The following is a 20,195-nucleotide window of genomic DNA, read 5'->3' on the forward strand; positions in this document are numbered from 1 at the left end:
CATGATCCCGCTCTCCCTTCCCGTGCGCCGGGGCCCGTCGGCCCGCGAGGTCACTGCGTCGACCTAGAATGACCCACATGCCTTCGATCGGACGAGATGACGTCGCACGCCTCGCCGACCTCGCACGGATCCAGCTCACCGATGAGGAGATCGACCGCTTCGCCGGCGAGTTCGACTCCATCATGGATGCTGTCGCCTCCGTGTCCGAGGTCGCCACCGAGGATGTTCCCGCGACGTCCCACCCCATTGCCATGACGAACGTCTTCCGTGAGGACGTCGTCGAGACCACCTTGACCCAGGAGCAGGCGCTCGCCGGCGCTCCTGAGGCGCAGGACGGCCGCTTCGCCGTCCCGCAGATCCTGGGCGAGGAGTGACCCCACAGATGACCCCCCAGAACCAGACCGACATCATCCGCCGCAGCGCCGCCGCCCAGGCCGCCGCGCTGACCGCCGGTGAGATCTCCTCCGAGGAGCTCACCCGCGCCCACCTGGACCGCATCGCCGCCGTCGACGGCGATCTGAACGCTTTCCTCCACGTCAACACCGACGGGGCCCTCGACGCCGCCCGCGAGGTCGACACCCGCCGCGCAGCCGGCGAGCAGCTGCACGGTCTGGCCGGCGTCCCCATCGCCGTCAAGGACGTCGTGGTCACCGAGGGCCAGCCCACCACCGCGGGCTCCAAGATCCTCGAGGGGTGGATCCCTCCCTACGACGCGACCCTGGTCACGGCCCTGCGCGAGGCCGGTCTGCCGATCCTCGGCAAGACCAACATGGACGAGTTCGCGATGGGCTCGTCCACCGAGACCAGCGCCTACGGCCCCACCCGCAACCCTTGGGACCGCGACCGGATCCCCGGCGGCTCCGGCGGCGGCTCCGCCGCGGCAGTGGGCGCCTACGAGGCCCCGCTCGCGATCGGCACCGACACCGGCGGCTCGATCCGTCAGCCTGGCGCCGTCACCGGCACCGTGGGCGTCAAGCCCACCTACGGCTCCGTCTCCCGCTACGGGCTGATCGCCATGGCCAGCTCGCTGGACCAGGCCGGCCCCGTGACCCGCACCGTCGAGGATTCGGCGCTGCTGCATGAGCTGATCGCCGGGCACGACCCGCATGACTCGACCTCCCTCACCGATCCCGTCGGCCCCTTCGCCGCGGCCGCCCGCAGCAAGGACGTCAAGGGCCTGCGCGTGGGTGTCATCGAGGAGCTCGAGGGCGAGGGCTTCGCCCCCGAGGTCAGCGCCCGCTTCGCCGAGTCGCTCGAGCAGCTCGAGCGCGCCGGAGCGGAGATCGTGCGCGTCTCGTGCCCGAACTTCCGCTACGCGCTGGGCGCCTACTACCTGATCATGCCCTCGGAGGCGTCGAGCAACCTCGCGAAGTTCGATGGCATGCGCTTCGGCCTGCGCGTGGTCCCCGAGGACCACCCCACCGCCGAGAACGTCATGAAGGCGACGCGCGGCGCCGGCTTCGGCGACGAGGTCAAGCGCCGCATCCTGCTGGGCACCTACGCCCTGTCGGCCGGCTACTTCGACGCCTACTACGGCAGCGCCCAGAAGGTGCGCACGCTCGTCCAGCGCGACTTCGCCGCCGCCTTCGAACAGGTCGACGTGCTCGCCTCGCCGACCGCCCCGACGGTCGCCTTCCGCCTCGGCGAGAAGGTCGACGATCCCACCGCGATGTACATGAACGACATCGCCACCATCCCCGCCAACCTCGCCGGCGTGCCGGGCATCTCGCTGCCCAGCGGCCTCGCCGAGGACGGCCTGCCCGCCGGCATCCAGTTCCTCGCCCCGGCCCGCGCCGACGAGCGCCTGTACCGCGTGGGCGGCGCCCTGGAGGCACTGCTCGAAGACTCCTGGGGCGGACCCCTGCTGGCCAAGGCCCCCGAGCTCACCGGAGGAGCGAACTGATGAGCACTGCATCCGATATCGAACTCGTCGACTACGACGAGGCCATCTCGCGCTTCGACCCCGTGCTCGGCATCGAGGTCCACGTCGAGCTGGGCACCGCCACCAAGATGTTCGACGGCGCGCCGAACATCTTCGCGGCCGAGCCGAACACGGCGATCACCCCCACCTCGCTCGGCCTGCCCGGCGCGCTGCCGGTCGTGAACCACAAGGCCGTCGAGTACGCGATCAAGATCGGTCTGGCGCTCAACTGCTCGATCGCCGAGACCTGCCGCTTCTCGCGCAAGCAGTACTTCTACCCCGACCTCACGAAGAACTTCCAGACCTCGCAGTACGACGAGCCCATCGCCTATGAGGGCTGGGTCGACATCGAGCTGGAGGATGGCGAGATCATCCGGGTGGAGATCGAGCGCGCCCACATGGAGGAGGACGCCGGGAAGAACACCCACGTCGGGGGCTCCACCGGGCGCATCCACGGAGCGACTCACTCGCAGGTCGATTACAACCGCGCCGGTGTGCCGCTGGTCGAGATCGTCACCAAGCCGATCCCGAACACCAAGGGGCGCGCCCCCGAGGTCGCCGCGGCCTACGTGCGCACCCTGCGCGACATCTTCCGGGCGCTGGACGTCTCCGAGGCGAAGATGGAGCGCGGCAACGTGCGCGCCGACATCAACGTCTCCCTGCGGGACAACCCCGAGGCGGAGCTGGGCACCCGCACCGAGACGAAGAACGTGAACTCCTTCCGCTCGATCGAGCGCACGGTCCGCTACGAGATCTCCCGCCAGGCAGGCGTGCTCGACGCAGGCCAGAAGGTCATCCAGGAGACGCGCCACTTCCACGAGGACACCGGCGGCACCTCCTCGGGCCGCCCGAAGTCCGATGCGGAGGACTACCGCTACTTCCCCGAGCCGGACCTCGTGCCGGTCGCGCCGAGCCGGGAGTGGGTCGAGGAGATTCGCACGAGCCTGCCCGAGCTGCCCGCCGCGCGTCGGCGTCGTCTGCGAGGCGAATGGGGCTTCAGCGACCTCGAGATGCGGGACGTCATCAATGCCGACGCCCTCGATCTCATCGAGGCGACCGTCGCCGCCGGTGCGAGTGCGCAGAGCGCCCGCAAGTGGTGGATGGGTGAGCTGGCCCGCATCGCGAAGGACCGCGATCTCGATTTCACTGCGCTCGACGTCACCCCCACCCAGGTCGCCGAGCTGCAGAGCCTGGTCGACGGGAAGAAGATCAACGACAAGATCGCCAAGCAGGTCCTCACCAAGGTGCTCGAGGGCCAGGGCGACCCGACCGCGATCGTCGAGGCCGAGGGCCTCGCAGTGGTCTCCGACGACTCGGTGCTCACCGGCGCCGTGGATCAGGCGATCGCCGACAACCCCGATGTGGTCGCGAAGATCCGCAGCGGCAAGGTCCAGGCCATCGGCGCCCTCATCGGCCCGATCATGAAGGCCACCCGCGGCCAGGCCGACGCCGGCCGCGTGCGCGAGATCATCATGGAGAAGCTCGGCGTGAGCTGAGGTCCGTGATCTGTGGACGGCCCGACCCCGCCTCAGGCGGGGCCGGGCCGTCCGCCGTTCCGGGTCCAGGCCCGGGTACAGGTGCGGGCTCTGCTCGGGCTCGGGCTCGGGCTCTGGGGCGGTGGCGGGCACCGGCACCGCCGACGGGCGGCGTCGTTGTGAACGACCGCATACCAAAGGTCAAGACTTGGCAAATTGTCTCGGTGCCAGATTGTCCGACAAAGGGGAGCCTCCGGCCACGCTTCGGCCATGTGGCCAGCGAGAACCCACCTCTCCTGCGCCGCCCACAGCACTGACTCACCGGTATCTCAGCGTCTGTACAGTCGTCTATGCCCGTGCGCCAGCGCCTCCCCGGATCGTCGGGTGACGGCAGCGGCGCCATGACACCGACACCACAGGCGGACCATCCCGCCGGAGGAGAACGCGCCCGATGACAGGCATAGACGCAGCCGTGGAACGATACTTCGGCCCGATCGCGGACTGGCTCAGCGCCGTCGTGTTCTTCGAGGTCCCGGTCTTCGGCGGAGTGCCCGTCATCGTGGTCTGGCTGATGGCCGCCGCGGTGTTCCTCACGGTCTGGCTGCGCTTCCAGCCGATCACCGGGCTCAAGCACTCGATCCGGGTGATCCGCGGGCGATACACCGCCAAGACCGATCCGGGGGAGGTCTCGAGCTACCAGGCGCTGGCCACCGAGCTCTCGGGCACGGTGGGGCTGGGCAACATCGCCGGCGTCGCGGTGGCGATCAGCGCGGGAGGGCCGGGTGCGGCGCTGTGGATCGCGATCTTCGGCTTCTTCGCGATGAGCGTGAAGATGGCCGAAGCCACCCTTGGAGTGCTGTTCCGCAAGGTCAACGAGGACGGGACCACCGAGGGCGGCCCCATGTACTACCTGCGGGATGGCCTCGCCTCGATCGGCCGCAAGCGCCTGGGCGGCGTGCTGGCGGTCCTGTATGCGGTCTTCGCCCTGGTCGGTGTGTTCGGTGCCGGAAACCTCTTCCAGGCCAATCAGGTCGCAGCCATCATCTCCGGCGCGACGGGCAGCGGCTTCCTGCAGGGGAACAGCTGGGTCATCGGGGTGGTGCTCGCGGTGCTCGCCGGCGCCGTGGTGCTCGGCGGCGTGAAGTCGATCGCGCGCTGGACCTCCGCACTCACACCTGCCATGGCCGTGCTCTACACCGCCTGCATCCTGATCATCCTGGCTGTCAACATCACCGCCGTCCCGCAGGCCTTCGGTCAGATCTTCACCGGTGCCTTCACGGCGGACGGAGTCACCGGCGGCATCATCGGCGTCGCCGTGATCGGCATCCAGCGAGCCCTGTTCTCCAACGCGGCGGGTGTCGGATCCGCCGGGATGGCGCACAGCGCCTCGAAGACCAAGGAGCCCGCCACCGAGGGCTTCACCGCGATGTGGGAGCCGCTGGTCGACTCGATCGGCATCTGCATGCTCACCGCCCTCGCGATCGTGGTCACCGGCGTGTACACCACCGGAGACGCCGACGGAGTGGCCCTCACCGCGAGCGCCTTCGCGACGGTGACCGGCTGGTTCCCCATCCTGCTCACCATCGCGGTGACGCTGTTCGGCTTCTCGACGATCCTCGCCTACGCCTTCTACGGCGAGCTGAACGCGATGTTCCTCTTCGGCAGCAGCAACGGCGTGAAGACCGGGTTCCGCATCATCTGGGTGCTGGCCATCGTGGTCGGTGCAGCGATCTCGCTGGACTCGGTGATCGCCTTCTCCGACGCCATGTTCTTCCTCATGGCCCTCCCGAACCTGCTCGGCATCTACTTCCTCGCCCGCGTGCTGCGGCTGGAGATCCTGCGTCACAAGTACCGCGTGAGCATCGGCGCGTTGGAAGAGGTCGAACCCGCGCTCCAGGTGGGCATGGGCGACCATGAGCCCACCCCCGAGCAGGTTGCGGCTGAGCGCGTGCGGACCCTGACCGAGGAGCTGCGGCTGTCGGATCTGCATCGACAGCTCGCCGAGGACCCGGACTTCCCGGTTCGTGCGGATCACCACGACGAAGAGCTCACCTCTCCGATGGGCGCACCGGAGGGGTGGGGCCTGGCGATCGATTCCGACGCAGCGCAGGACCTCGACGCAGCGCCGGACCTCGACGGCGATGCTCTCGCGAAGGACCCGGCCGTGAGGTGACCTCGGGCAGGGGAGGTGCTGAGCCCGCCCCTGCCGGGTGGACCCGCCGAGCGACGCCGATTACCGTCATCCGGAGGTCCACCCGGAACCGTCCGGGACGAGCACGGGCCGGCAGCGTTGCACTGGGGGAACGGCCGTCATGAGCATGCAGGGGACCAGGGGCGTGCGCAGAGCTGCGCGCAGTCTGCGCCGGAGCACCACCCGGGGGGCTGCGCTGGTCGCTGTCGCAGCTCTCACGCTGGCGGGCTGCACGCGCGGCGGCGATGAGCCGACGCAGCCGTCCGCGCCGAGTCCGACGACCACGCAGCAGCCCGGCGCGACGACTCCGGCCCCGTCCGAGTCCGAGGAGACCGAGCCCGGCGCGGAGGGCGCTGACCCTGCGGCGAGCGACGGGGGAGGAGCACACACCGCCGATCCCACCGACCCCGGCAGCCACTACCTCTTCCTGCCCCTCCTCGACGGCGCCGAGAAGGTCTCCGCCGAGGAGGTCGGCAGCCAGGTCAGCACCTTCCTGGAGGCCACGGTGAGCAACCCGGACTGTCCCGGTGACGTTCTCCTCGGGGAGCAGATCAGGTGCACCGGCGGCAGCATCGAAGGAGACGCCCTCGAGGATGTCTCCGAAACCTGGGATGTGGCCCTGGTGCGAACCACCAACGGGAACACCGCCCTGATCGTGCGCGCCGCCGCCGAGGACGCCGGGGAGCTCCGGCTGCAGGCAGACCAGACTTTCCACTTCGCCTATCTGGTGGGCCAGGACGAGACCCCCGAGACGATCGCCGCCGCGACCGAGGAGGGCTTCCGCGCGACCCAGGTCAGCGACGGGCCCTCCGATGTGGAGATCACCGCAGCCTGCGACGAGGGCGAGGAGTTCGAGCGCTCGATGGTCTGCGAGGTCGAGGGCGAGCGACCCGCCGACGCCGCGGGCACCTGGTTCGGGATCGGCCACGACAGCTTCATCGAGGACTCGGCGGTCTACCTCTTCGTGGAGCAGACGGGACGTTAGACGACCAGAGACCTCACCGTCCGCTGTCCGGATGGTGACACCGGCATCTCGCATGGCGGCGTAGCATGCCTGCATGGTTCAGCTCCGTTCCCGCACCTCGACCCACGGCCGCAATATGGCCGGCGCTCGCGCCCTGTGGCGCGCCACCGGCATGAAGAGCGGCGACTTCGGCAAACCGATCATCGCGATCGCGAACTCCTACACCCAGTTCGTGCCGGGCCACGTCCACCTCAAGAACATGGGGGACCTGGTCGCCGGGGCGATCGAGGAGGCCGGCGGTGTCTCCAAGGAGTTCAACACCATCGCCGTGGATGACGGCATCGCCATGGGCCACGGCGGCATGCTCTACTCGCTGCCCAGCCGCGACATCATCGCTGACTCCATCGAGTACATGGTCAACGCCCACACCGCGGACGCGCTGGTGTGCATCTCCAACTGCGACAAGATCACCCCGGGCCACATGATGGCCGCGATGCGGCTGAACATCCCCGTCGTGTTCGTCTCTGGCGGCCCCTCGGAGTCCGGCAAGCCGATCGAGGGCGTCACCGAGCACCGCATCGACCTGGTCGATGCGATGTCGCTGTCGGCCGATGACTCCATCACCGACGCACAGCTGGCGGAGGTGGAGGAGAACGCCTGCCCCACCTGCGGCTCCTGCTCCGGCATGTTCACCGCGAACTCGATGAACTGCCTCACCGAGGTGCTCGGCCTCTCCCTGCCGGGCAACGGCACCACGCTCGCCACGCACGCCTTCCGCAAGGAGCTCTTCCTCGAGGCCGGGCGGAAGATCGTCGAGCTCTCCAAGCGCTACTACGAGGACGGCGACGAGTCGGTGCTGCCGCGCTCGATCGCGACCAAGGCCGCGTTCGGGAACGCCATGGCGATGGACGTGGCGATGGGCGGCTCGACAAACACCATCCTGCACATCCTCGCCGTCGCGATCGAGGGCGGCGTCGACTTCGGCCTGGACGACATCGACCGCATCTCGCGCCTGGTGCCCACCCTGTCCAAGGTCGCCCCGAACGGCACCGCGCACGTGGAGGACGTCCACCGCGCCGGGGGGATCCCCGCGATCCTCGGCGAGTTGGACCGGGCCGGACTGCTGGACCACTCCATCCACACCGTCCACTCCCCGGACCTCGCCAGCTGGCTCGCGGAGTGGGATATCCGCGGCGGCACCGCCTCGAAGAAGGCCGAGGCGCTCTTCCACGCCGCCCCCGGCGGAGTGCGCACCACCCAGGCCTTCTCGACCACGAACACCTGGGACGAGTTGGACACCGACGGGGAGAACGGCGTGGTCCGCTCCGTCCCGCACGCCTACACCAAGGACGGCGGCCTCGCCGTGCTCAAGGGCAACCTCGCGCGGGACGGTGCGGTGTTCAAGACCGCCGGCATCACCGAGGATCTCTTCCACTTCGAGGGCACCGCGGTGGTCTGCGACTCCCAGGAGGTGGCCGTCCAGAAGATCCTCGACAAGACGGTCAAGGCCGGCGACGTCGTGGTGATCCGCTACGAGGGTCCGCAGGGCGGTCCCGGCATGCAGGAGATGCTCTACCCGACCTCGTTCCTCAAGGGGCGGGGCCTGGGTAAGACCTGTGCCCTGATCACCGACGGCCGCTTCTCCGGCGGCACCAGCGGCGTCTCCATCGGCCACATCTCGCCGGAGGCGGCCGAGGGCGGGCTGATCGGTCTGATCGAGGACGGCGACAAGATCATCATGGATGTCGACAAGCGCCTGCTCGAGCTGGATGTGCCCGAGGACGAGCTCGAGCGCCGCCGCGCGGCGAAGGGCCCGCTGCCGTGGCGCCCTGAGAACCGCGACCGCAAGGTCTCCCAGGCGCTCAAGGTCTACGCCCACCTGGTGCGCTCGGCGACCTACGGCGCCACCCGCCGGCACCTGGACTGAGGCTCTGGACTGAGGCTCTGGACTGAGCCGAGCAGGTCTCCATCCCCTCTGAGCTGTCGCTTGGCATATGCCGTGGCGACAGCTCAGAGGGGATGCTCGTGAGTTGCGTGAGTTGCGTGAGTTGCGTGAGTTGCGTGAGTTGCGTGAGTTGCGTGAGTTGCGTGAGTTGCGTGAGTTGCGTGTGCTGCGGCGCGGGCAGCGTGGACGGCGTGGGCTACGGCGTTGCGGGACGCCAGCTCCTGCCCGCTATCCCATCCCTCAGGCGCCCAGCACGGAGCGGTAGCGGTCCACCGCGATCTCGGCGATCAACGGGTGGTCTCCCAGCGGCGCCGCCACCAGATCCGCGCCGACCTGCCGCAGCTGGGCATGGAAGTAGCCGGGAGCCAGCAGATAGGTGGCGACCACCACCCGGGCTCCGGTGCGCTTCCGAGCCTGGGTCACGGCATCGGCGACCGTGGGCTGCGCCGCGGCGATGAAGCCGACGGTCACCTCGCGCTGGAGCCGTGCGGAGAGCAGCGCGCCCATCTGCGCGGCCATCTCCTGCCCCGCCCGGTCGCGGGTGCCGGCGACCGCCATCACCACTGCGTCATCAGGCTGGGCCCCTGCCTCCTGAAGTCGCTGGGCCATCACCTCGGCGAGCCGGGGATCAGGGCCGAGAGGCGCTGCGGCCAGCGCTTCGTGACCGGCGACAGCGCCGGCGATGTCCTCGCCCACGTGGAAACCGGTGGATAGCAGCAGCGGCACCACCACCGCGGCCGGCGGGGTGTCCTCCTCGCGGGTGCGCACGGTGGTGCTCGCCGGCGCCAGTTGGGTCACGACCTCGGCGACCTCCGGGCTCTGCACATCCACGTACGCCTCCCGCACGGCGACGGAGGGGAGCTGCTCGGCGATCCGGCGCAGGATCGCCCGGATCACGTCACGGCCCTCGCGCAGCCGGGTGCCGTGCGCGCAGCCGATGAGCACGGGCACCGCGGCGCGGTCCGCCAGCTCGGTCGCAGGCAGCGCCTCCCGCCCCGCCCCGCGTACCGGAGCGGCAGGGGAGTCGGTGGCGCCGGGAGCGGCAGGGAAGTCGGGGGATCCGGGGGAGCCGGGGGAGTGAGCCCCCAGGAACCCCTCGGCCGAGGTGCGGCCCACCGTGATCACCGCGGGGTAGCCGATGCCGGCCTCCCGCACCGTCTTCTCGATCGTGGCCAGGGTGCCGCGCACGCTCCGCTGCTCGGGCAGGGTCGCGCTCTGGATCACCGCGACCGGGGTCTCGGGGGCGACGCCGTTCAGCAGCGCTTGGGAGACCAGCCGGGGCAGCCACCCCACGCCCATCATCAGCACGGTGGTGGTGCCGGGATCCCGGAGCGCCGCGAGATCCGCGGGACCGAGATCTCCGTGGGCGTTGACCACGTGCAGAGCGACCGCGGCACCGCGATGGGTGACCGGGACATCCCCGGCCGCGGGGCCGGCGATGGCGGAGGTCACGCCGGGCACCACCTGCACCTCGATGCCGGCGGCGCGGCAGGCCAGGACCTCCTCGCCGCCGCGGCCCAGCAGGAACGGGTCCCCGCCCTTGAGCCGCACCACGCGACGGCCGGCCCGGGCGTGCTCGACCAGCAGCGCCCCGATCTGCTCCTGAGCGCGGGAGGGATGCCCGGGGGTCTTGCCCACGTCGATCAGCGTCACCTCCGTGCCCAGCCGCTCGGTGAGGCCGCGCGGTCCCAGCCGGTCCACGACCACCACGTCCGCCTGCTGCAGCAGGTGCAGCCCGCGCACGGTGATCAGGTCGAGGGCGCCGGGCCCGCCGCCCACCAGCGCCACGGCACCGGGGGAGAGCGTCGCGTCGCCCAGCACCCCGTCGAATGAGGGGAGGGCGGCGGTCATGGGGCGATCCCGGTGGCGCCGGCTGCGAGAGGTCGGGGCGTGGCGGAGACCAGCACCCGGCCGTCCCGCACCTGCGCCTCGTGCACTGCGATCGGGAGCTTTTCGCCGCCGCCGGCGTCGAGCACCTCACCGGTGTCGAGGTTCCAGGCCTGCTTGTACATCGGTGAGGCGATCGTGGGCACCAGTTCCCCGGGCTCCTCACCGTCACTGCTGACCTCATGCGAGCCGATCAGCCCGCGTGAGAGCACGTTGGTCCCGGAGTACGGGTCGCGTTGCTGGCAGGCGCGTACAGAGTCGTCGACCAGGCGGAACACCGCCACCTGGTCGTCTCCGAGCAGCGCCGCGGCACCGCGCTCGACCGAGAGGTCGCTGAGTGCGCAGACATCGATCATGGTCTGGTCCTGGGTGGTCATCAGCGGATCTCCTCGCCGTCGACGGAATCGCCCAGCGGGCTGGTCGCCCCCAGGCTGAGTGAGGCCAGTGCCCGTGCCCGGACAGGGTCGGGCGCGGTGTGCTGGTCCATCTCGTTCGCCGGTCGCATCTGACCGCGCTCGGGCACCCAGGCGAGATCCGGATCGGCCACTCCGGGGGCGTTGATGAAGGAGACGAACTTGGCCATGCGCTGCGGGTCGTCGAGGGTGGCGGTCCACTCATCCTCATAGGTCGCGACGTGGTTGGCCATCTGCGCCTCGAGCTCCTCGCCGATGCCGAGGGAGTCCTCGACGATCACCCGGCGCAGCTCCTCGATCCCGCCCGCGCGGTCCTCGACCCAGCGCGCGGTGCGCTGGACCTTGTCGGCCTCTTGGATGTACAGCATCAGGAAGCGGTCTATGCACTTGACGAGGGTCTCGTCATCGAGGTCCTCGATGAGCAGCTGGGCGTGGGCAGGCTGGGCGCCGCCGTTGCCGCCGACGTACAGGTTCCAGCCCTTGGTCGTCGCGATCACGCCGACGTCCTTCGCGCGGGCCTCGGCACACTCGCGTGCACAGCCGGAGACCCCGACCTTGAGCTTGTGCGGGGAGCGCAGGCCGCGGTATCGCCGCTCGAGCGCGACGGCCATCGAGGTGGAGTCCTGCACGCCGTAGCGGCACCAGGTGGAGCCCACACAGGACTTCACCATCCGCAGCGACTTCCCGTAGGCGTGGCCGGATTCGAAGCCAGCATCGACCAGGCGCCGCCAGATCTCGGGCAGCTGATCCAGCCGCGCCCCGAACATGCCGATCCGCTGGGCGCCGTTGAGCTTGAGGTACAGGCCGTAGTCGATGGCGACCTGGGCGAGGACCAGCAGCTGCTCGGGCGTGACCTCTCCGGCGGGCATCCGGGGGATCACCGAATAGGTGCCGTTCTTCTGGATGTTCGCCATCACGTGGTCGTTGGTGTCCTGGAGCGATCCCAGCTGCTCGCCGACCGGCGAGTGCAGGCGCCCGGAGGTGGTGCCGAGGCTCGACAGCAGCGAGGCGACGACCGGCTTGCACACCGCGCAGCCGCGGCCCCGGCCGAAGGCGGTGACGATCTCGGTGAAGGTCTGCTGACCGCCCTCCTTGACCAGCTGGTACAGCTCGGCGCGGGAATGGGCGAAGTGCTCGCACATCGCGGTGGAGACCGCGATGCCAGAGCGCTCGAGCTCCTTGTTCAGCAGCTTCGTCAGGGTGGGCACGCACGAGCCGCACACCGTGCCCGCGGTCGTGCACTCCTTGACCTCGCCGAGCGTGGTGCAGCCATGCTCGGTCACCGAGGCGCGGATGGTGCCTGCGGAGACGTTGTTGCAGGAGCAGACCACCGCATCGTCGGGCAGCTCGGCATCGGCCATCGCGTCCCCGCCCTCGGGGGCGATCACGGCCGACGGGTCCGCGCCCAGGGCGCGGCCTATCAGAGGGCGCAGCTGGGAGAACAGCTCGATGTCTCCCACGAACACGCCGCCCAGCAGCACCTTCGCATCATCGGACATCACCAGCTTGCGGTACTTGCGGTTCACGGGGTCAACGAAGGCGACCTCGAGGGCTCCGGCGGTGACGGCGTTGACGTCGCCGAAGGCGGCGGCGTCCACCCCCACTCCCTTGAGCTTGGTGCCGTCGTCCTTGCGCTGATGGGTGCGGGTGCCGCCCAGGAAGCGGTCCACGACCACATCGGCCATGTCGTTGCCCGGGGCGATGAGCCCGGCGCAGGCCTCCTGGAAGGAGGCGCATTCGCCGATCGCCCAGATCGCGGGGTCGGAGGTCTGGCAGGAATCGCCGACGACCACGCCGCCGCGCTCGCCGATCGCGAGCCCCGCCTCGCGGGCGAGCCGGTCCCGGGGGCGGATGCCGGTGGAGAAGATGACCACGTCCGCGTCGAGGGTGGAGTCGTCGGAGAGCACTGCGGTGCCGACCTGTCCGTCCCCGGCGGGCTGGAAGCGGGAGGCGCCGACCCCGGTGCGCACGTCGATGCCCTTGTCCTGGATCAGCAGGCGCAGCATCTCCCCGCCGCCCTGGTCGAGCTGGACCGCCATCACCCGGTCGGCGAACTCGACCACGGTCGAGGCGGCACCGAGATCCTGCAGCGCGGCCGCGGCCTCGAGGCCCAGCACGCCGCCGCCGACCACAACGCCGCGGACCTGGCGTCCCAGCGTCTTCTCGCGGAGCGCCACCCATTCGGCGATCTGCTCGACGTCGCCCACGGTGCGATAGGAGAAGATCCCCGGCAGCTCGCTTCCGTCGGCACGCGGCGCCCAGGCCCAGGAGCCGGTGGCGAGGATCAGCCGGTCGTAGGGAATGGTGGTGCCGGACGTCGTGGTCACGTGAGCGGCGACCCGGTCGATCGTCTCGGCCTTGTCCCCGGTGAGCAGGCTGATGCGCGGGTCCTCCCAGACGGAGACGTCCAGGGAGAGCAGGTCGGCGTTGCGGGAGGCGAACCAGTTCGACAGGTGCACCCGGTCGTAGGGCTGCTGTGGCTCCTCGCCGATGACGGTGAGCGTCCACCGCCCCTCGGGGTCCTGCGCGCGAAGGCGCGCGGCGAAGCGATGACCGGTCATGCCGCCACCGATCACGACGATGCGCTGATCGGCCAGCGGCGCGTGCTCCGCGGGGGCGATGAGTGGGGAGTGTCCTGGGGTGCTCATGGCTGCTGTTCTCGAACCTCTCGGGGGCCGGGTGGCGTCGCTCATAAGGTAGACGACGAAATGCGCTCTCCGCAGGACCTTCGTCGGTCCGGCAGGGCGCCGCAGGTGGCGCGGCACGACCCCTGCTGTCCGCCCGGTCTCGCAATCCGGACAGGTGGCCTCTGCGCTGTGAAAAGGCCTAATGTGTCGGCATGCAGAAGATCCTTCTCGTAGTTACCGAGCGCGGCTGACGCCCCTCGTCACTACGAGCTGTCATCCGCGCCCCTCCCGAGCCCCTGGCGGAGGGGCTTTTTCGTGCGTCGGCGACAGCACGGCGGAGGGACGAGGAGGTCCACGCAGCAGTTCACCGCCATGCCCACCGTCCGAGACGACGAAGGAGTTCCGATGAACGGACAGCAGATGACCGGTGCCAAGGCGCTGGTCGAGTCCCTCAAGCTTGCCGGGGCAGAGGTCGTCTTCGGCCTTCCCGGCGGTGCGATCCTGCCGACCTACGACCCGCTGATGGACGCCGAAGGCCTCCGTCATGTGCTGGTTCGCCATGAGCAGGGTGCCGGGCATGCGGCCAGCGGCTATGCCCACGCCACGGGCAAGGTCGGTGTGTGCCTGGCGACCTCCGGTCCCGGCGCGACCAACCTCATCACGGCGATCGCCGATGCCCAGATGGACTCGATCCCGATGGTGGCGATCACGGGCCAGGTCGGCTCCATGTTCATCGGCACCGATGCCTTCCAGGAGGCGGACATCGTCGGTATGACGATGCCGGTCACCAAGCACAACTTCCTGGTCTCCAAGGCGGAGGACATCCCCAAGGTGATCAAGCAGGCCTTCCACATCGCATCGACCGGTCGACCCGGCGTGGTGCTGGTGGACGTCACCAAGGACGCCCAGCAGGCGATGACCACCTTCGAGTGGCCCGAAGCGCTCGATCTGCCCGGCTATCGCCCCGACCCGCGCCCGCACAGCAAGCAGATCCGTGAGGCGGTCTCGTTGCTGATGGCAGCCAAGCGCCCCGTCTTCCTGCTCGGCGGCGGTGTGCTGCGCGGCCGTGCGACCGAGGAGGTCGGCGAGCTGATCGATGTCTCCGGCGCCCCCTTCGTCACCACGCTGATGGCCCGCGGCGCACTGCCCGACTCCCACCCCAGCCACCTGGGCATGCCGGGCATGCACGGCACCGTCTCCGCGGTCTCGGCCCTGCAGCGCTCCGATCTGATCGTGAACATCGGTGCTCGCTTCGATGACCGCGTCACCGGTGTCCTCGAGTCCTTCGCCCCCGGCGCGAAGGTCGTCCACGCCGACATCGACCCGGCGGAGATCTCGAAGAACCGTGAGGCAGATGTGCCGATCGTCGGCCAGGCCGCCGAGATCGCCCGCGCTCTGACCGCCGAGCTGCGGGATCGCATCGCGGCCGACGACACCCGTGACTACGAGACCTGGTGGAACACCCTGGACATGCTCCGGGACAACTACCCGCTGGGCTGGACCGAGACCGAGGACGGCTTCACCGCACCCCAGAAGGTGATCTCGCGCATCGGAGCGATCTCCGGACCGGACTCCATCTATGTCGCAGGGGTGGGCCAGCACCAGATGTGGTCCAGCCAGTTCATCAAGTACGAGAACCCCTACACCTGGCTGAACTCGGGGGGCCTGGGCACCATGGGCTACTCGGTGCCGGCGGCGATGGGTGCCAAGGTGGGTCAGCCGGACAAGGTGGTGTGGTCCATCGACGGCGACGGCTGCTTCCAGATGACCAACCAGGAGCTCGCGACGTGCGTCATCAACAACATCCCGATCAAGGTCGCGATCATCAACAACTCGAGCCTCGGCATGGTGCGCCAGTGGCAGAACCTGTTCTACGACAAGCGCTACTCCAACACCGACCTGAACACCGGGCACGGCTCCCGCCGGATCCCCGACTTCGTCAAGCTCGCCGACGCCTATGGCTGCGCCGGACTGCGCTGCGAGCGGGACGAGGACATCGACGCGACCATCCAGCAGGCGATGGAGATCAACGATCGCCCGGTGATCGTGGACTTCACCGTCAGCGCCGACGCGATGGTCTGGCCGATGGTGCCGTCCGGCGTCTCCAACGACGAGATCCAGATCGCGCAGGGCATGAGCCCCGAGTGGGAGAGGGACATCTGATCATGAACGCCATGAGTGCAATGAACGCCGGAAGCTCTGCGGGCGCAGGAAACCCGACGAGCACGTCCGATTACGTCATGACCCCCGAGAACCAGACCCTCTCGGTCCTGGTGGAGAACAAGCCCGGTGCGCTCACCCGCGTCACCGCGCTCTTCTCGCGCCGCGGGTACAACATCTCCTCGCTCGCGGTCGGACCAACCGAGCACCCGGAGATCTCCCGCATCACCGTGGTGGTCGACGTCGATCAGCGGCGTCTCGAGCAGATCACCAAGCAGCTGAACAAGCTGGTGAACGTGCTCAAGATCGTCCAGCTCGACGCCCGGTCCACGGTCCAGCGCGAACTCATCCTGATCAAGGTGACTGCGGACAACTCGACCCGCACCTCGGTGCTGGAGATCGTGCAGATGTTCCGGGCCAAGGTGGTCGATGCGGCCGCCGACTCGGTGACCGTCGAGGCCACCGGCACCCAGGACAAGCTCAGCGCGCTGCTGGGGATGCTCGAGTCCTTCGGCATCCGCGAGATCGTGAAGTCCGGCGAGGTCGCGATCGGTCGCGGTGGACGCGCGATCACCGACCGCAGCCTCTTGGGCTGAAACGCCCGGGCTGAACCTCTAGGGCTGAAACTCCAGGGCTGAACCTCCAGGGCTGGAACTCCGGACCTGAGTCTCCAGGACTGAGACGGCCTCTCACAACGTAAGACACTCGGCGATAGGATCGACCTGTCGCCCGCACCCCGAACACGAAGGAGCACAACGTGGCTGAGATCTTCTACGACGACAACGCCGACCTGTCCATCATCCAGGGCAAGAAGGTCGCGATCGTCGGCTTCGGCTCCCAGGGCCATGCCCACGCGCTGAACCTGCGCGACAGCGGCGTCGAGGTCCGGGTGGGCCTGCGCGAGGGCTCGAAGTCCCGTGCGAAGGCTGAGGAGCAGGGCCTGGGCGTGGGCACCGTCGCCGAGGTCTCCGAGTGGGCGGATCTGATCATGATCCTCACCCCGGACCAGGATCAGCGGAAGGTCTACGCCGAGTCGATCCAGCCGCACCTCGGTGAGGGCAAGGCGCTCGCCTTCGCCCACGGCTTCAACATCCGCTTCGGCTACATCGAGGTCCCCGAGGGCGTCGACGTGCTGCTGATCGCTCCGAAGGCCCCCGGCCACACCGTGCGCCGCGAGTACGTCGCCGGTCGCGGCATCCCGGACATCGTCGCGGTCGAGCAGGACGCCACCGGCGGTGCCTGGGACCTCGCGCTCTCCTACGCCAAGGGCATCGGCGGCACCCGCGCCGGCGTCATCAAGACCACCTTCACCGAAGAGACCGAGACCGACCTCTTCGGTGAGCAGGCTGTGCTCTGCGGCGGCATGAGCCACCTGGTCCAGGCCGGCTTCGAGACCCTCGCCGAGGCGGGCTACCAGCCGGAGATCGCCTACTTCGAGGTGCTCCACGAGCTCAAGCTGATCGTCGACCTCATGTTCGAGGGCGGCATCGCCAAGCAGCGCTGGTCGATCTCCGACACCGCCGAGTACGGCGACTACGTCTCCGGCCCGCGCATCATCACCGCCGACACCAAGAAGGCCATGAAGGACGTCCTCGCGGACATCCAGAGCGGCGCCTTCGCCAAGCGCTTCATCGAGGACCAGGACGCCGGCGCGCCGGAGTTCAAGGAGCTGCGCGAGACCGAGGCGAAGCACCAGATCGAGGTCGTCGGAAAGGACCTGCGCAAGATGTTCTCCTGGAGCGCACAGGCAGTCGACACCGACTACGTCGAGGGCAGCGCCGCGCGCTGATCGACCTCTTCTGCCGCGACGGCGGGCGCACCTCTCGAGGTGCGCCCGCCGCTGCTCTTCATGCATCATGAACGCCGACAGACAGATGTACAGGAACACGCCCGCACGGGGCAGAGGGAGCACGGCATGTCACAGCGCAGGACCACGCGACGCACGGCGCTGGCGGGCCTGGGGGCCCTGGGTCTGGTGACCACGGCGAGCGCCTGCTCGCTGCTGCCCGGCCTCGGCGGCGGTGACGAGGAGGCGGAGACGTCGCCGAGCGCCGAAGGCGACGGGGGAGCGAGCGACGGCGGCGGCGAGCCCGCCGAGGAGCCGCCTGCGGAGCCCGGCACCACCTTCGATGGCTGGGCGAGCGAGGAGGACCTCGACCTCGTCGAGCTCGACACCGCCGCGGCCGACGCCGAGTTCGGCACCGAGAAGGGCTCTCTCGAGCGCGAGGACCGCTACGGCACCTGGTGGTCGCCCGGATTCCCCGAGGACTCGCCGATCTTCACCGCCTTGCCGCGGAGCATCGATGAACGCGCCGAGGAGGCGTTCGGCGGGCATGAGCAGGTGGTCGGCGCCGCCACGGGAGTGCTCGTGCAGGCGATCCTCGAGATCTTCGACACGCCCCTGCTGCTCGAGGCCGACAACTCCCGCTCCGACGAAGTCGGGGCCGCCCTCGTGAAAGCCTTCGGCCTCGAGGGCTATGACGAGTCCGCCTTCGACGAGCTCTTCGCAGCGGTGCCGGTCTCCGGCGCCTCGGGACCGGACACCGGGGTGCCGGAGATGTATGACCTCGAGCCCCTGGAGTACCCGGAGGACGGCCCTCGGATGCGCATCCTCGAGGCCGTCACCGAGGTCGAGCGCCTCGACAGCGCCGAGTTCTCCGGCATCCTCTTCCTGGCCTCCGTGCGCGGAGCCCTCCCGGTGCGGGCGTCGGGGGAGGAGCGGCCGCTCGTGCGGGCCGTGAGCTATGGCCTCGGGTTCTCCGAGGACGGCGGCCATGTGCTGATGGTGTACTCGGTGAACTCCGCGCCCAGCGTGCACATCGAGGATCCGAGCTCGCTGCCCGTGGTCCAGGGCACGGCAGCGGGGGAGGACTGGCGCGAGCACACCGTGCGGAGCCTGACCCTCCAGCTGCCGCCCGACCTCGGTGAGCCCGCTGTCACCGAGGTGGGGATCGTCTTCCAGGGAGGACGGCGCCGCGGCTCGGTCATGCGCGCCGGGTTCCCCGTCCCGTCCCCGTACCCGCTGGCGGCCCGGGACCACGTCGCGCAGGTCGAAGTGCCCGGCGCCGACCTCGCCGTGGTCGCGGTGGGCCCGGGGCTGGATTCCACGCTCTCCGTCCAGGTGCTCATCCACCGCGAGCAGGAGTACTTCAGCGTGCAGATCCACGACCTCACCGAGGAGGAGGCCCCGACCGTCGCCCACCAGCTGCTGGCCGGACTCCGCCTCGAATCCTGAGCGCGCCTCGTCCCCGGACGGCGTCTCGCATCCTGAATGGTGTGACCGTATGGCGGACAGCGGTTCAAGCTGTCTCCGTACCCGTCGCCCCCGAGGATGCGTGCGACGACAACCATCCTTAACGGAGGAGTTCCCGTGACGCGTCCCGTCGTGCTCATCGCCGAAGAGCTGTCACCTGCGACCGTCGAGGTCCTGGGGTCCGAGATCGAGGTCAGGAATGTGGACGGCACCGACCGCCCCGCCCTGCTGGCAGCGGTGAAGGACGCGGATGCCCTTTCAACATCCGCTTCGGCTACATCGAGGTCCCCGAGGGCGTCGACGTGCTGCTGATCGCTCCGAAGGCCCCCGGCCACACCGTGCGCCGCGAGTACGTCGCCGGTCGCGGCATCCCGGACATCGTCGCGGTCGAGCAGGACGCCACCGGCGGTGCCTGGGACCTCGCGCTCTCCTACGCCAAGGGCATCGGCGGCACCCGCGCCGGCGTCATCAAGACCACCTTCACCGAGGAGACCGAGACCGACCTCTTCGGTGAGCAGGCTGTGCTCTGCGGCGGCATGAGCCACCTGGTCCAGGCCGGCTTCGAGACCCTCGCCGAGGCGGGCTACCAGCCGGAGATCGCCTACTTCGAGGTGCTCCACGAGCTCAAGCTGATCGTCGACCTCATGTTCGAGGGCGGCATCGCCAAGCAGCGCTGGTCGATCTCCGACACCGCCGAGTACGGCGACTACGTCTCCGGCCCGCGCGTCGTCACGGCCGACACCAAGAAGGCCATGAAGGACGTCCTCGCGGACATCCAGAGCGGTGCCTTCGCCAAGCGCTTCATCGAGGATCAGGACGCCGGCGCGCCGGAGTTCAAGGAGCTCCGCGAGACCGAGGCGAAGCACCAGATCGAGGTTGTCGGCAAGGACCTGCGCAAGATGTTCTCCTGGAGCGCCCAGGCTGTCGACTCGGACTACACCGAGGGCAGCGCCGCGCGCTGATCTGAAGTCTCCCTGCGCCCGGGCCCCGCCTCGATCCATCGAGGCGGGGCCCGGGCCGTAGTGGGCCGCAGTTCAGGGACGAGTCATTGATCAAGCACGGGGCGAGATGGCAGAATCTCACCTCTCTCCGACGCGCCTGACCGGGATCAGTTCGGCCGGCCGATAGACTGCATCGATCATTCAACGTTCGGGTGCACCAGTGGCGGCGCCCCTGGACTTGCAGTCGCGTAGGAAGACGTCTCAGTGGCGAAGAGCTTGTTCGAGCGAGTGCGCGCCAGCCGTCTGGTCGACCCTGTAAGGGGGACAGCGGCCTGGGATGCGGCTCGTGCGACGCGCAATTCCCTGGCCGGGTCGGCCCGAAGTGCGAAGAGGATCGCCGCTGTCACCCGTTCAAGTC

At 69.3% G+C, this 20,195-nt stretch carries 13 protein-coding genes and 1 pseudogene; 11 read left to right on the top strand and 3 right to left on the bottom strand.

Features of this window, described 5'->3' with window-relative positions; all coding sequences use genetic code 11:
• Nucleotides 1-77: 77 nt before the first annotated feature.
• From gatC to ilvD, 6 genes are all read left to right on the top strand, one after another.
• Entirely contained in the window at nt 78-374 is a 297-nt protein-coding gene (gene gatC, locus ACT3UF_RS17200) for an Asp-tRNA(Asn)/Glu-tRNA(Gln) amidotransferase subunit GatC (RefSeq protein ID WP_193116046.1), read from the top strand.
• A gap of 8 nt (nt 375-382) precedes the next feature.
• Nucleotides 383-1,903, top strand: a complete 1,521-nt coding sequence (gatA, locus tag ACT3UF_RS17205; RefSeq protein ID WP_444608445.1) for an Asp-tRNA(Asn)/Glu-tRNA(Gln) amidotransferase subunit GatA — start codon at nt 383-385, stop codon at nt 1,901-1,903.
• Nucleotides 1,903-3,417 carry an Asp-tRNA(Asn)/Glu-tRNA(Gln) amidotransferase subunit GatB gene (gene gatB / locus ACT3UF_RS17210; RefSeq protein WP_444608446.1) on the top strand — a complete coding sequence of 505 codons (1,515 nt, stop codon included), beginning with the start codon at nt 1,903-1,905 and terminating at the stop codon, nt 3,415-3,417. The genes gatA and gatB overlap by 1 nt, the downstream gene beginning before the upstream one ends.
• Before the next feature lie 430 nt (nt 3,418-3,847).
• Nucleotides 3,848-5,569, top strand: a complete 1,722-nt coding sequence (locus ACT3UF_RS17215; RefSeq protein ID WP_444608447.1) for an alanine/glycine:cation symporter family protein — start codon at nt 3,848-3,850, stop codon at nt 5,567-5,569.
• Between the two features lie 139 nt (nt 5,570-5,708).
• Complete coding sequence (locus ACT3UF_RS17220) at nt 5,709-6,572, top strand: hypothetical protein (protein ID WP_444608448.1); 864 nt, start codon at nt 5,709-5,711, stop codon at nt 6,570-6,572.
• 73 nt (nt 6,573-6,645) lie between these two features.
• Nucleotides 6,646-8,478, top strand: a complete 1,833-nt coding sequence (gene ilvD, locus ACT3UF_RS17225) for a dihydroxy-acid dehydratase (RefSeq protein ID WP_441444807.1) — start codon at nt 6,646-6,648, stop codon at nt 8,476-8,478.
• A 258-nt stretch (nt 8,479-8,736) separates the two neighbouring features.
• On the opposite strand, the gene cobA is transcribed toward ilvD, so the two are convergent.
• Genes cobA through nirB form a run of 3 tightly spaced genes read right to left on the bottom strand, consistent with a single transcriptional unit; the run spans nt 8,737 to nt 13,444 of the window.
• A complete protein-coding gene (gene cobA / locus ACT3UF_RS17230; RefSeq protein WP_441444808.1) occupies nt 8,737-10,347 on the bottom strand; it encodes a uroporphyrinogen-III C-methyltransferase in 1,611 nt (536 codons plus the stop codon).
• The gene (gene nirD, locus ACT3UF_RS17235) at nt 10,344-10,760 is read right to left on the bottom strand and encodes a nitrite reductase small subunit NirD (RefSeq protein ID WP_441444809.1); all 417 of its coding nucleotides are present in this window, start codon (nt 10,758-10,760) and stop codon (nt 10,344-10,346) included. Before nirD ends, cobA begins: the two co-directional genes overlap by 4 nt.
• Nucleotides 10,760-13,444, bottom strand: coding sequence for a nitrite reductase large subunit NirB (gene nirB / locus ACT3UF_RS17240; protein ID WP_441444810.1), 2,685 nt, complete (start codon nt 13,442-13,444; stop codon nt 10,760-10,762). Before nirB ends, nirD begins: the two co-directional genes overlap by 1 nt.
• 351 nt (nt 13,445-13,795) lie before the next feature.
• Here nirB and ACT3UF_RS17245 point away from each other — a divergent pair, with 351 nt between their 5' ends.
• The 5 genes and pseudogenes from ACT3UF_RS17245 to ilvC (ACT3UF_RS17265) all read left to right on the top strand — a co-directional run.
• Nucleotides 13,796-15,586 (top strand): acetolactate synthase large subunit, encoded by a 1,791-nt coding sequence (locus tag ACT3UF_RS17245; RefSeq protein WP_444502628.1) that lies wholly within the window; start codon nt 13,796-13,798, stop codon nt 15,584-15,586.
• Nucleotides 15,587-15,663: 77 nt separating this feature from the next.
• Nucleotides 15,664-16,179 (top strand): acetolactate synthase small subunit, encoded by a 516-nt coding sequence (gene ilvN / locus ACT3UF_RS17250; protein ID WP_345080766.1) that lies wholly within the window; start codon nt 15,664-15,666, stop codon nt 16,177-16,179.
• A 161-nt stretch (nt 16,180-16,340) separates the two neighbouring features.
• Complete coding sequence (ilvC, locus tag ACT3UF_RS17255; RefSeq protein WP_444599814.1) at nt 16,341-17,372, top strand: ketol-acid reductoisomerase; 1,032 nt, start codon at nt 16,341-16,343, stop codon at nt 17,370-17,372.
• Nucleotides 17,373-17,498: 126 nt separating this feature from the next.
• Nucleotides 17,499-18,818 (top strand): hypothetical protein, encoded by a 1,320-nt coding sequence (locus tag ACT3UF_RS17260; protein ID WP_441446346.1) that lies wholly within the window; start codon nt 17,499-17,501, stop codon nt 18,816-18,818.
• Nucleotides 18,819-19,093: 275 nt separating this feature from the next.
• A pseudogene (gene ilvC, locus ACT3UF_RS17265) lies at nt 19,094-19,798 on the top strand (ketol-acid reductoisomerase); the annotation flags it as partial.
• Between the last annotated feature and the right edge of the window lie 397 nt (nt 19,799-20,195).

The sequence above is a fragment of the Brachybacterium sp. AOP24-D1-21 genome (assembly GCF_052378665.1).
Taxonomy (GTDB): domain Bacteria; phylum Actinomycetota; class Actinomycetes; order Actinomycetales; family Dermabacteraceae; genus Brachybacterium.